Annotated in this window: 9 protein-coding genes and 2 pseudogenes; 9 read left to right on the forward strand and 2 right to left on the reverse strand. The window is 54.9% G+C overall.

Annotated features, from left to right (window positions below):
• Positions 1 to 170 precede the first annotated feature (170 nt).
• The 6 genes and pseudogenes from RQI55_RS23785 to RQI55_RS23810 all read left to right on the forward strand — a co-directional run bounded on the left by RQI55_RS23785 (position 171) and on the right by RQI55_RS23810 (position 7889).
• Complete coding sequence (locus tag RQI55_RS23785) at positions 171 to 911, forward strand: response regulator transcription factor (protein ID WP_042615719.1); 741 nt, start codon at positions 171 to 173, stop codon at positions 909 to 911.
• Positions 908 to 3016, forward strand: a complete 2109-nt coding sequence (locus tag RQI55_RS23790) for an ATP-binding protein (protein ID WP_311273719.1) — start codon at positions 908 to 910, stop codon at positions 3014 to 3016. Before RQI55_RS23785 ends, RQI55_RS23790 begins: the two co-directional genes overlap by 4 nt.
• A gap of 472 nt (positions 3017 to 3488) precedes the next feature.
• Positions 3489 to 3728 (forward strand): annotated as a pseudogene (locus RQI55_RS23795) (DUF4172 domain-containing protein); the annotation flags it as partial.
• Between the two features lie 27 nt (positions 3729 to 3755).
• Positions 3756 to 4631: a Fic family protein gene (locus tag RQI55_RS23800; RefSeq protein ID WP_311273720.1), complete on the forward strand. Its 876-nt coding sequence runs from the start codon at positions 3756 to 3758 to the stop codon at positions 4629 to 4631.
• Between the two features lie 160 nt (positions 4632 to 4791).
• Positions 4792 to 7107, forward strand: a pseudogene (locus RQI55_RS23805) (hypothetical protein).
• Positions 7108 to 7547: 440 nt separating this feature from the next.
• Positions 7548 to 7889: a hypothetical protein gene (locus RQI55_RS23810; protein WP_042619847.1), complete on the forward strand. Its 342-nt coding sequence runs from the start codon at positions 7548 to 7550 to the stop codon at positions 7887 to 7889.
• A 397-nt stretch (positions 7890 to 8286) separates the two neighbouring features.
• Here the strand turns inward: RQI55_RS23810 and RQI55_RS23815 are convergent, their stop codons facing one another.
• Positions 8287 to 8580 carry a type II toxin-antitoxin system RelE/ParE family toxin gene (locus RQI55_RS23815; RefSeq protein ID WP_042619848.1) on the reverse strand — a complete coding sequence of 98 codons (294 nt, stop codon included), beginning with the start codon at positions 8578 to 8580 and terminating at the stop codon, positions 8287 to 8289.
• The gene (locus tag RQI55_RS23820) at positions 8580 to 8834 is read right to left on the reverse strand and encodes a type II toxin-antitoxin system ParD family antitoxin (protein ID WP_042619849.1); all 255 of its coding nucleotides are present in this window, start codon (positions 8832 to 8834) and stop codon (positions 8580 to 8582) included. The genes RQI55_RS23815 and RQI55_RS23820 overlap by 1 nt, the downstream gene beginning before the upstream one ends.
• Positions 8835 to 9035: 201 nt before the next feature.
• Here RQI55_RS23820 and RQI55_RS23825 point away from each other — a divergent pair, with 201 nt between their 5' ends.
• The 3 genes from RQI55_RS23825 to RQI55_RS23835 all read left to right on the forward strand — a co-directional run bounded on the left by RQI55_RS23825 (position 9036) and on the right by RQI55_RS23835 (position 12641).
• The gene (locus RQI55_RS23825) at positions 9036 to 9512 is read left to right on the forward strand and encodes a VOC family protein (protein ID WP_042619850.1); all 477 of its coding nucleotides are present in this window, start codon (positions 9036 to 9038) and stop codon (positions 9510 to 9512) included.
• 509 nt (positions 9513 to 10021) lie between these two features.
• Positions 10022 to 11215, forward strand: a complete 1194-nt coding sequence (locus RQI55_RS23830) for a GGDEF domain-containing protein (protein ID WP_042619851.1) — start codon at positions 10022 to 10024, stop codon at positions 11213 to 11215.
• A gap of 418 nt (positions 11216 to 11633) precedes the next feature.
• Positions 11634 to 12641, forward strand: coding sequence for a ketopantoate reductase family protein (locus RQI55_RS23835; protein WP_042619876.1), 1008 nt, complete (start codon positions 11634 to 11636; stop codon positions 12639 to 12641).
• Positions 12642 to 12742: the final 101 nt, after the last annotated feature.

A 12742-nucleotide genomic window follows, 5' to 3' on the forward strand; every position in this document is an offset into this window, starting at 1 on the left:
GCAGTGAGCATGTCAGATTTGCGGGTCGGTGCAATCGAAGAATGATTACCAATTTTGCACCGCAGTGCCGAAGAATATTACATTCATTACATTTATGTCGAAGTGCATCATCAGCTAGTCTTTGAACATCGATGGCCAAAAACGTATGGTGTAATCGGGAGGACTACACATTGCTGAACCAGAAGGTGCGAATTCTGATCGTCGAGGACGATCCTGATATGGCGGAACTGATATCCGATCTCGTGGAGGCCGAGGATTGGATACCGATTTGTGCGGGGTCGGCGGAAGAAGCGACGGCGATATTGGCGCAGGTACAGGTTCATCTGGTTCTGGTCGATCATAATCTGCCCGGCACTTCAGGGCGAACATTCGCCCAGCGACTGCGGCTTCAATCCGATATCGGTATCGTCATGGTCACCGCCGCCGGTAGTGCTGCAGATCGTGTGCTGGGGCTGGAAACCGCAGCCGATGACTATGTGGTAAAACCTTTCGAGCCGATTGAGCTGACGGCGCGCATGAAGGCCGTACTGCGCCGGACGATCCCCGCATTGAAGCACGACAAGGAGATCGAAAAGGATCACACGCGGTCATCACTGCGGCTTGGCGATTGGGCTATCGATTTGGATGGGCGGCAGGCGACATGCCTGACGGACCGCAGCCGCACGCTGACAACGGCGGAGTTTGCGCTGCTCGAGATACTCGCGGGCACCCCCAACCAGCCAGTCAGTAGGGCTCAGATTCTAGATTGCCTTGGCACTGAGAGCGAGCGCTACATCGATCGCAACGTCGATGTGCTGGTTCTGCGCCTGCGCAGAAAGATAGAGCTCAATCCAGACTTGCCCCGCCACATCAAGACACGGCGCGGCAAAGGTTATGTGCTGCACACAGATGAGGCAGAGCTTTTACCGTGATCAGCCGTTCGTTTCTCTCATCGATTGCTTTCCGCCTGCCATTCGCAATCGTATTTATCTGCTGTCTGGTGTTCAGCCTGTCTGCAACGGCAATCTTCGGCTTGCAACGCGCGCGCAACGAGATGGCGGCCTATGGGCTGCAAGCCTTTTCCAGCCTGGCAAAAGCGTCTCTCATTTCGAGACAGGTTTCAGATTTGGTATCAAGCGCACCGTTTCTCATGAACGCCGCATCCCCCTACCGGGTATCCAGCGAAAGCCGCGCTGTCGTTGCGCAGGTCGATGGTTTGCTGAGCATGATCGATCGTGACGGTGAAGACTCCGTTATCCGAGGTTTTGCCAGTGGCCAGATCGTGGAACTGCTTAACCTCATTCACACCCAGACCAGAGAGTTGGCAAGGAATGCTGATGCCGCGCAGGATCATAAAGCGAAGGCCGCAGCGGCGCTGAGTGAAATCGCCACGGGTGACGGTGTCGAAGACGCCGCACTCAGACGCCAGTTGAACGGCATCGTGCAGGCGGCCGCAACGTCCGATAGCCTTTTTCAACTGGGTGAACTTCGCCGCCGCTATGTTGCCGAGACAGAGGCACGTCAGAACAGATCAGCGCCGGATGTCAGAGTTTCAGCCGAGCGGCTTCTACCCTATGAGCGTGTCTTCGAGGCGCAAACCAAGTACCTCCTCGGCATGCTAACCATCCGCGCGTCCGTATCGAAGCTACACGATGTGTCCCGCGATCTGTCGCATGCCACCGAAACCCAGAGCGATGCCGTGGCGCAGGGGCTGAACGACGACCTGCTTTCGACATCCAACGCGCTTTACCGGCTGTTGATCACCGTTGCCCTGGCTTCTTTGCTGGTGCTCGTCGTCGCTATTTTCTCGATCCACTCTGTCATGCGCGTGTCGCGCGGCATCGTTTCTCTGTCGAAGGGAATGAATGCGCTTGCAAAGGGTGACAAGAACGTCGGTCCTCCATCCTATAGCGGTAACGAGACGGAGCTCATCCGGCTTCTCGATGCTTTCAAGGCTTTCAACGACAGCGTAGAGCGCGTTACACGCCTGCGCCGCACCGCCGAGGCCGCCGCGCGCACAATCCGGTCCACATTTCGCAACATGAACGAAGGCATCGCCCTGTTTGACGCGGCAGGTGAACCGATCACGATGAACCGCCGCGTCATCGATCTTATCGGAAAGTCAGCAGCATCGCGCAAATCGCCGCTGCGAAAATTCGCGCAGGCCATTCCAGAAATTGATCCTGATCTTTTGCCGTGCAACGTGCATTCCGGGACATTGCAAGAGCGTGCTGTTGTTCGCCACCGCGCAGACGATCAGCAGGTCATCGAAATCTCGCTGTCGCGCCAGCCTGATAAAGGAATCGTGCTTCTGGCGCGTGACGTGACAGCAATGGACCGGCAGGAAGCAGAAGCGTCCAAGGCCCAGCGTCTCGATGGCATCATGCGCATGACACATCAGGTCAGTCATGAGGTCGGCAACATGATTGGCATCATCACCGGCAGCCTTGGCCTGCTGGATCGAGAAGCTGGCTTCAATGACCGTCAGAAGCGACACTTGGCACGCATTCGCAAGGCCGCAGACCGTGGGCGTGCGCTTGCCAGCAGCATGCTTTCAGTCGGTAGCCAGCATCCCATTCATCCGAGTGCAATGGACGTTTCAATCCTGTTGCGCGCAATGGCGGATATTCTGGAAATTGCTGTCGGGGCGAAATGCCAGGTCAGGCTCGATCTTGAGGAGGGCTTGCCTAAAATTCCTCTTGACCCAGCGCTGTTTGAACAATCGATCCTCAACCTGTGCCTCAACTCGGCAGCCGCGATGCCCGACGGTGGATTGATCGTTATCCGCGCTAGACGAACGGAAAATCTGTTGCTGGTGCAAGTGGATGACAACGGAACGGGCATGAGGCCGGATGCGGTGGACAAGGCTTTCGAACCCTACTTCACCACGCGAAGCGATCAGGGCGGAGCGGGCCTAGGTCTGGCGATGGTCTATGGTTTTGTCCGACAAAGCGGCGGCGAGGCGCAGATATTTTCGCGACAAGGCGAAGGAACAACTGTGCAATTATCTTTTCCGCTGAAAACCGATGCCAAGTGATGTCATCTCCTCCAGTTACAGTGCCAAGCAAAGAGAAACCCGCGCGGATGGCAGGTTTCAGCGACCGACAGACTGGCGAAGAACGCTTTGTATGCCGGCGCGGTTAGTGCCGAGGTCCTAAAGTTCCCGAGAGCTCCTCCAGCCAAGTTCGGAAACGGTCTGACGGTACTTGCGCCTCGAGACACTCTTGTCCGTCAACATTCTCTGGCTAAACACTTGGTAGCGGTTCAACGTCCACCGCCTTGAAGGGATGTGAACCAGCGACCCTGCTAATCAATTCTCCTCTGTTGGGAGATTGGCTTACCAAAGCAATTTCTTGTCACGATTTGAATAAGATCGACCAGTCTATTTGTCCCATGGCGTCACCTAGCATCACTGATTGAAGCGCAGTGCGGAGATTAAGAGCCATAAAATCCGCATAATTGCGGAGATTAAGCTTGCTATTCTCCGCATCTGGATCGTACTCTGAACTATGTTGTATATCTGGCAATCTCCTCAATGGCCGAAGTTCCGATGGAAGTTCGAATACTTAGCATCAAGGCTAGCAGCCGTACGCCTCGATCAGGGGCGCCTCATTGGTCGCGTCGAGAGTCTCGGGTTTCGCACACGCGAGGCAACGTTCCTGCAGGCGCTGACGGACGACGTCGTCAAATCGTCTGCGATCGAAGGGGAGCGCCTGGATGAACAGCAGGTCCGATCATCGTTAGCCCGACGGCTTGGTATCGACATCGATGGCTTCGTGACGCCGAACCGCTCTGTTGAGGGCATTGTCCATATCACTCTCGACGCCACGATCAATTGCTCACACCCACTGACGGCAGAGCGGCTATTTCAATGGCATGCAGCACTGTTTCCGACCGGACGAAACGAATGGGGACACAAGCTGCGTGTCGGAGATTGGCGTGACGACTCGGGCGGTCGTATGCAAATCGTGTCAGGCGCATTCGGATACGAGAAAGTTCACTATGTCGCGCCGCCGGCAGATCGCTTAGAATGTGAGATGTCGACCTTCCTCGAATGGTTCAACGAAACGCATGATCTCGATCCTCTCGTAAAAGCGGCTATCGCCCACCTTTGGTTCGTAGCCATCCATCCTTTCGGGGATGGCAACGGTCGCATTACCCGTGCAATCGCCGACATGACACTTGCACGGAGTGGTGGTGGGGCACAGAGACTTTACTCTATGTCCGCCGCTATCGAGAGGTCGCGCGCTGGCTATTACGAAGCCCTGCAATTAATCACCAGCAATGAATCTCTCGACATAACAAGCTGGGTTGAGTGGTTCTTGGATCGTTTGGGCAACGCTGTTGAAGGCGCGCTGGCAACTCTCGACAACGTCATGCTGAAAAATGACTTTTGGCAAAAGCATGCTGCGCATGATTTTAACCCGCGACAAGCCAAGGTCCTCAACAGGTTGCTAGAGGGCAACTTCGAAGGCAAGCTCACATCGACGAAGTGGGCGAAGCTGACGAACGCATCTCAAGATACGGCGTTCCGCGACATCTCAGACCTGTTGGAGAAAGGCATCCTGAAAAAGGGAGATGCTGGAGGCCGCAGCACAGCCTATGAGCTGATTGTCGAGTTTCCGGTGAACCAATTGTCCAGAGGAGCTTAATCAGGAGTCGTTAGAATTCGCGATGTCGCTTCGTCCGGAAAGCAAAACACACCTCTTCGGCGTAGTCGCATCAACTCAATCAGCGTATTAATGCTTCGTTAACCTCATTCCCTTAGCAAGCCGCCCCCGGGCTGGACTGTAATCTGCAAGGGAAACCTGAATGAGCATAGATCAATCGGCAATTGCCTTTCGGCGCAAAATATCCAGCTTCTGCGAAATGAAGTTAGCACCGCTCACAGACGCAAGACAGTTTCGCGCACTTTCAGAATACATGACCCGTCTCATTGACGACCGGATGCCTCCTCCAATGCTGGGCAGGCACGTCAACTGGGAAGAAATCTCGCTTGCGAGCGGTCTTGGGCAAACATCAGCAGAACTCAGAAGAGTTGCCCAATACGGTTTCGATTCGATCTCACGTTGGCTGACCGAACCGGGTTCCAGACATGGAACTACCTCGGCCACAGGCAAAGCAACAAAGACACGCAGCCGCGCAAAAAGCCTTTCGAATAAAAGCACGCCTGACGCGGCCAAAACCAGTTATCGATCAAAACCCGGTCCGAAGCCCAAGCCCATCGAAGAGTTCCCGGAGCCGCTCTTCGAGACTTACGACGAACCGGTTTCTTTTCAGGCGGCTCTCCAATTCCATATCGACCGCTTCGGTGAGAGCTATTACCATTTGCATCGCGCCATATTCCGCGACGGCGATGCTCTTGAAGCCACGACATTGGTGAGCTGGCTGAAGGGAACGAAAGTGCCACGTAGTGTGGCAAACTTGGAAATCCTCAATCGAATAGAACGTCGATAACGACTGCCACTCGGTTATTTCAAGGAAAAGCTTCCTCACCAGTCTCGTGCCGGGGTCGGATATGATGTCGGTGACGATGTATCTCCTGCAGAGCGTCGACGTCTGGCGTGGCATTTGCCGGATGATTTCAATTCATTGCCGGAGGAAAAGCGTGCGGAAATCCTCGAATGGGTCAGGCGCGTTATCTTAACCGGCGCGACGGACTACCGTCGTTATCAGGCGTTGGCGACGAAGCAACGTTATGCGATCCGCTTCCCTGGTGTGACCTACGGCGGCTCTCACCGACCGATGGCATCGCCCCGCAAAGTGGTCGAAGGATGTAAAGACGAACTGGAAGACCCAGATATGCTTTCCGGGGTAATCGACGCCCCTGCGCACTTGGGGCTTGAAATGGCCAATCTGATGTCGTTCAAGACCGCGACCCTGACTGCAGTCGGCTTCAAACGCAATGGAGTATGGGGCGAGGAGACGGCATCTCAGAAGCTCGAACATCTTGGCTTAATGTTCGGCGCTCTCGCCGCTTCACCTGAAGGCGAAGTCGCTGGGCGAGGCGTGCCACTCAGCGCGTTGACCTTCGGCCTCCTGGTTTTTCCTGGTGTCTGGGATTGGTACCTACAGTGGCGTGAGCGGCGACACGGCTTCTACACGGCCTGGGAAGCTGACATGCTGAGCATCGCATTGTCGCTCACCCGGGAGGAAACAGGGTGGATCAGGCAACATCCCGAACTCATCGATCGCGTAGTACCGGTGGACGGCCTGGTTCCGAAAGAGGAGATTACCTTCGCCCGGCGTGATTGGCATGCCTGTTGCGATGCGTTTCATTCCCACGCACGGAACCGCATCAGGGAAATCCAGCGAGTGATGCGGGTTCACCGAGACCCGTTCGAACCGATTATGCGCGTGCTGGAGGCACCGAGCCCTCTGGCCGAATATCGCAAGATTACGGACGAAATCCTTCTCTGTATGCCTGATAAAGACCGCTACCCAAGAGCTGCTGCAGAATCCGTGCGCTCGTTTCTCATGTTGAGGCTAGGACTTCATCTAGGCTTGCGACAAAAGAACCTGCGACAACTGCTGTTTTGCCCGCGTGGTCACTTCCCAACGTCTGAAAGGCGTCTGGAAGAAATGCGGCGCGGAGAAATTCGATGGAGTGACAGAGAGAATGGCTGGGAGGTGCTGATCCCATCGGTCGCATTTAAAAATGCCAACTCGTCGTTCTTCGGATCGAAGCCATTCAGGCTGATCCTGCCTGACCTGCTGGACCTCTATTACTACATCAATGCCTACATCGAGCGTCATCGAAAGGTTCTGCTCGGCAATGCAGATGATCCGGGTACGTTCTTCGTCAAGACAGTCAAGCTATCGAGCGCTGATGCGGCCTATAATCAGACAACGTTCTATGAAGCTTGGCGTCTCATCATCCAACGCTACGGCATCTATAACCCGTATACGGGTCGCGGAGCTATCAGTGGCTTGCTGCCACATGGTCCGCACAACGTTCGGGACGTGTTAGCCACGCACATCCTGAAACTTTCGGGCTCATATGAACAGGCGAGCTACGCCATTCAGGATACGCCTGAGATGGTTCAGCGGCACTACGGGCGTTTCCTTCCACAAGACAAGGCAGCTCTCGCGGCACAGATATTGAACCAAGTGTGGGAAGCGGCTTGAAGACAAGCATGCTGGCGATGCCACAAAAATCGCCAGCGTTTCAGTGATCAGATCACTGATCCAGCGAGAACTGCTTTGCCGCTGATTGCACTGCGAGCTATGGATTCGAAACAGGCATGCTCAAGGCTAGGTCTTGAAGGTATTCGAACCGTATACCCGGCTATTTTTCTCAGCCTAGTTCGCCCCTTGCTTTCAATATTACGTCCGCTGACGCTTCCAGAGAACCGTAAACAGTGTCTCCCGTGCACATTGACCAAACTCGATTGGGCATCCGTCATTGTTCCCGACAGAGATCCCTACACACCGCGATCGCCTTGTTGAAAATCGCGCTTGAGGTGCCAGAGGTTGCACTTTTTGCGAACGGATGCTTTTAACAGCGCGGAGCGAACTCATTGGTTCGTGTCGGTCAGCAACCTAGTCACCGTGAGAAGGAAGATTATATGAAAACAAAAGTTATCGGAATTGGCGCGGCTTTGATGCTCAGCGCTTGTGCATCGACATCATCGATTTCATACACGGGGAACTCTGTAGCTGACGGCACCCTGAAGGGCGATATCACAAAGTACGTCAGCTTGTTTTTTCTAAATGGAGTAGGCGCAGGCTGTAACCGTGTAGATGCTATCTCTATGAAAGCTCAAACAAAAGTGATGGCAGCGAACGGCCAGTTGGCGAATGCGCACGAAATTTGGACCGTGCATGGTTGCGGGAAGTCAGGTTCGTATAACATCAAAATGAATGCCGATGGTTCTGGTGGAACTCACTTCCGCGTCTCTGCTGTGTGATAACGATCAGCGTTGCCGTCTCCGAAGGACGGCCATGCAGCGCAGATATGCGAGAATGACACCCGGCTGACGAAGGTCATGTTAGCAAGACGTGCAGCGATAAGGGTGTTTGTGACTTTAATGAAGAGGCTGGTGCGGAGCCTCTTCTGGGATACGTCCAGCTGTTACGCGTTTCCTAACATAGTTGCTGCATAGCGCATCTAAAGACGAACTCTCGTCGGATAAGCGCCATAAGAAAAAAGCTCCTGCACCCTGTAGCACCCCGAGTGCAAACATCAGCTTCAGGGATAAATTTGAGGTGCAATTAGTGGCCGCACTATGACTCAAACGTTTAGTCTTCGCCTTGATGAGATTCGCACTTGCGATCAGTATGTAATAAATTCGGCGAAGTGGTTGTTTAGAAAGAATCTCCCGCCCAATCTTCATGGCCGTGCCGTATGCGGATGACGAATACGCTCCCGTCTTCAATGATGCGATACACGACAAGGTGAGCTTTGAAAGGATGGATCCTGACAGGAGGAGAAATCTCATGGCGTTCGCGTGCCATTCTTGGGTTGGTGGCGATGAGCTCGAGCAAGGCAAAAAGCTCATCGTGATATCGTTTGGCGACTAGTGCTCCGAAGATGCTGATGCCTTCTTCTGCAATGGAAATAATATCCTCTTCCGCTTGGACCGATAGGCTGAATGGCATTAATCGCGTCCGCGGCTGATGGCGGCTCGAGAGGTGGCTAAAGCAAACAACTCTTCCGTTGAACGGCCCCCAACTCCGCTTCTGATCCCGTCGTCGACAAATCGCTGCATCTCGGCAATCTTATCCGTACGGGCTTGGTCTCTGCGGATCAGGTCCCGGACATAATCGCTCGCATTCGAGTATCGACCTGTCTTCGCCTGTGCTTCAACCCAATCTTTCATGGGGTCTGGCAGAGATACGTTCATCGTCGCCATTCGAGTCTCCTTATGCCTCAACATACTTGACGATGGCAAAGTTTGTCAAACTACTGATGAGGTCGCAGTTACAGCTCTTGAAAGGCATCGGACTCGAGATCAGCGCTACAAAACGACCAAAGGGATTGCGAGTGCTATGCCTTGTTATGCGAACGGCTTACTGTAGCGCGACGTAACCGCTCGATATGTGAGGATAAAAAAATGGCCGAAGACGCAGGCGTGATAGCTGTGGACCATACGGGATTCTCGGTCGCCTCGTTGGAGGAGGCGATCCAGTTCTGGACTGAGGCGATGGGTTTCGACCTTGTTCGCCGAGGCGAGATGGGTGGAGAGTTCCTACGGGAGGCCACGGGTGTGGACGATCCGCGCTGCCGAATGGCGCTGGTGACTGCTCCAAATGGCTACCCTATCGAGCTTCTCGAGTGTTCGACAGGCCTTAGGTTGGGCCAGACACCTCTTAGCGCGGGTGCGATCGGCGCTGCTCATATTGCCTTCACGGTTACAGATATCCGCACCGCGATCGCGCGGGTTGAGAGGGCGGGGTGGGCAGTGAAGGACTCGCCGCAGCCGATACCAGCCGGCCCCCGATGCGGAACAATGGTCGCGTATATCTCTGGCCCGGATGGTATAACCATAGAGCTGATGCAGCCGCCTGTTCAACAATCTCTCGTCGTGTAAACGCCTCTTCGGTACGGGAAAGCTGGACCTTGTGTAGGTTTTTACGTTCCGTTGCTACTACCCCCTACGCCTACTGGGTCTTTTCCCGGAAAGATCAATCCTGGCGAAGGATACCATCAATACCGTCCTTGCGTTCAAAGCGACTATTACGGTTCGTCGGCATCTGGCTGGCGAACTTTTTTTCTCAGTGTTTCCTCATTCGCGATCAGAGTAACGATCTCGGAAGAAGGATTATACCGCCTTGAAGAGATTCAGAACCTCTGACCTGTTTGATATTCAGACCAACGCTTAACCTATTGGTTCTATCAAAAGGCGCCCGTTTTGGGCTCATGGAAACATTAGTCTCTCCCAGGCGCGGTATATTCGCAGCTCATGCCGTAGCCCTAGCTTTAGTGCCGGCTCTCAACAGCACGCTTAACACTACGCCAACCATATCGGCAATATGAGAGGCGACGTAAAGGATCTTATAAAAAACACCCTGTAGGCTTTGACGTAAGGCAGGCAGAGCAATGCAGATCGATTTACAAACCCTTTGGTACTTAACCGTCGGAACGCTACTGGTGTCAGCGTCGCTTCTCCTTTGGGAAAGGCAGGCTCATCCAGGTCGCGCACGCGTGCTCGGTGTTCTGGCCGCGGCACTCTTCGCGTTCGTTCTCGGTTGCATACTTGCAATGAACCGCAGCCACTTTCCGGTCGCGCTCGGCATGGGGGCGATCAACATCCTAATGATGTTGGGCTACATTCTGGTCCTTAACGCCGTCGCCGGTCTCGACGGTCACCGGTATCTCTGGTCGTCCGTCGCAGCGCTAAGCTTCCTAGCCATCGCCTGGGCGATCGCTGGCACGCACTTCCCGGCCGCCTTCTGGAACCATGTCTCGTCTATACCCATCGCGCTAACCTGCGGCCTGACAGCATGGTTACTTCTACGCAGTCGCACGGTTCTACGATTGCGCTCACGTCCGATCGCAGTATCGGTCTCGGCCTTCCATGCCGTGTTCTACTTTGGCCGAGCGTTCATTGCCCCTGTTCTCCTTGAACGGTACGGGCAAGATGTTATCTCCATCGTCGGGAAGGCGACGATGTACGAGGCCGTCTTGTACTCGGTAGCGATGCCGATGTCCTTTCTGATGATTATTCGAGAGGAGGAAAAGCTCCACCTGCTCCGGATGTCACAAACCGATCAGTTGACCGGGCTTGCAAACCGTCACGCCTTTTTTGAGCAGGCATCTCGGATTCTCCGGGAGCGGCATGGTGACCCCGTCTCACTGCTCGCCTTCGACCTCGACCACTTCAAGGCGATCAACGACCGTCATGGACATCCAACAGGAGATAAGGTTTTGCAGCTGTTCGCCGAAACCGCCCGCGAAGAAGCGGGCCCCGACGCGCTTATTGTCCGGCTAGGCGGTGAGGAATTCGCTGCGCTTCTGCCACGGTGCGACCATTCCCAAGCTCTCAGTCGCGGCTCGGCGATCGCAAGCCGGTTCGCCAAAGCAGCCGCGCGGGCAGAGGGCCTGAAAACCCAGGCCACCGTCAGTATCGGCCTTGCGGCACCAGACTGCCACGATGTCGCCGGGATGCTTGCAAGCGCCGATGGCGCGCTGTACCGCGCGAAAGCCCTTGGGCGGAATCGCGTTGAAACCGCAGGGCCAACGAATTGCTGCAGCCCCCCCCAGCCGATCCCTTGCATCATCAGTTGCGGGTAGTGGCGAGGGGCGCGCCCTGATCCGATGTAGCGCTTTTGAACGCGAGCGCCTTGAACGGAGTCGTAACAAAGGTCCTCGACACCATACCACTTAACTTGTTGAATCTTAACGGCGGCGTTACGCACAGTGATCCCTTCGGTCTTGGTCCATCCCGGCTTTGCGACGCTAGCCGTCATGCGGTTCGCTGATCGCGTTCACTAACCTGATCGGCCGATGGCTTCGGGAGCTCACTATGCACAAGCCGCGAGATGAAAAAGATCTAAAATGGGCAACTCTCGAAGATCAGGCCAAGTTTCCCGCATCCGATCAGTTGCCACCGTGGCTTAAATTTTGAATGTAACAGACGGCCTCCAGCCTGAAATCTCCCAGAACCCCCCTATGCGAAAAGATAAAAATAACTTTCGCATGGATGGATAAGATGAGTGTACGACCTTCTTTCAACGGGACCCTAAAAATCTGCGTAGCTGGCCCTGGGGCGATCGGGACCACTCTCGCCGCTTTGCTGGGTGCGGGAGGCCAACAGGTAACCGTGATTGCACGGGGGGATAGTTTGAAGGCGATTTCATCGTCTGGTGTAAGCTTGCGCCAGCCGCAAGGGGAGTCACGGGCGGATGTTATTGCCAGCGACGGAAACGACATCGATGTTCACGACGTCTTGCTTCTTTGTTCGAAGGCCCAGGATCTCGAGTCACTCGCGATCACTTCGAGGAAAGCCATAGGTCCCGACACTCTGATCCTCCCTGTCGTAAACGGCATCCCTTGGTGGTACTTCCACGGCATATCGGGACGGTTCGCAGGAAGAACCGTCCGATCAGTCGATCCCGACGGCGCTCTGGCAAGCCTCACGCCGCCAGAACAAAAGGTTGGAGTGATTGCCTCCTTTACCGTCGAGCGCGTGGGGCTGGGTAAGGCTGTGGCACTCAATCCGATCAGAATGGTGCTGGGCGAAATCGACGACCTCGAACGTGGCCGAACCCATTCGTTGGTAGAGATCTTTAACCACTGTGGTATCGCGACACGTCTGAGCTCAAGGATCCGGGACCCTCTGTGGACGAAGGTCACCGCCAATTTGATGTCCAATCCCCTTTCGGTGGTGGCAGGGGCACCTTTGAAGCATGTGTGCGGTCGGGACGATCTGTCTATGATTTCTCGCAAGCTGATTGATGAAGCAATGCTCGTCGCCGCGTCTTTTGCTGCGCGCTTGGAGGTAGACCCGGACGGCCTGTTAAAATTCGGAGCCGGAATGGGAGATGCCAAGACCTCGATGTTGCAGGACTACGAGAGCGGCAGGCAACTGGAACTCGCGGCGATCTGTGAAGCGGTACTCGAACTCGCGTCGATGCAAAATATCGACATGCCCTTGACCAGGTATATTTCCAGCCTTGCACGCTACAGGAGCGATGCTGCCCGCTCCATAGCTTCATGATTAGACCGACGACTATGGTTTTCTAACGGGACCCTAGCCCATCGACTTGGTTCGTACCTCAAGCGCGAAACGTAATTCGTACGCGCGTCGTTCCCCACTTT

The organism is Rhizobium sp. WCS2018Hpa-16, from assembly GCF_031843705.1.
Taxonomy (GTDB): Bacteria; Pseudomonadota; Alphaproteobacteria; order Rhizobiales; family Rhizobiaceae; genus Agrobacterium; species Agrobacterium tumefaciens_C.

What these genes read in the sequence shown, in the direction of transcription:
- RQI55_RS23810 (WP_042619847.1), top strand. Translation starts at nt 7,548, where the DNA reads ATGAAAACAAAAGTTATCGGAATTGGCGCGGCTTTGATGCTCAGCGCT.
- RQI55_RS23815 (WP_042619848.1), bottom strand. Translation starts at nt 8,580, where the DNA reads ATGCCATTCAGCCTATCGGTCCAAGCGGAAGAGGATATTATTTCCATT.
- RQI55_RS23820 (WP_042619849.1), bottom strand. Translation starts at nt 8,834, where the DNA reads ATGGCGACGATGAACGTATCTCTGCCAGACCCCATGAAAGATTGGGTT.
- RQI55_RS23825 (WP_042619850.1), top strand. Translation starts at nt 9,036, where the DNA reads ATGGCCGAAGACGCAGGCGTGATAGCTGTGGACCATACGGGATTCTCG.
- RQI55_RS23830 (WP_042619851.1), top strand. Translation starts at nt 10,022, where the DNA reads ATGCAGATCGATTTACAAACCCTTTGGTACTTAACCGTCGGAACGCTA.
- RQI55_RS23835 (WP_042619876.1), top strand. Translation starts at nt 11,634, where the DNA reads ATGAGTGTACGACCTTCTTTCAACGGGACCCTAAAAATCTGCGTAGCT.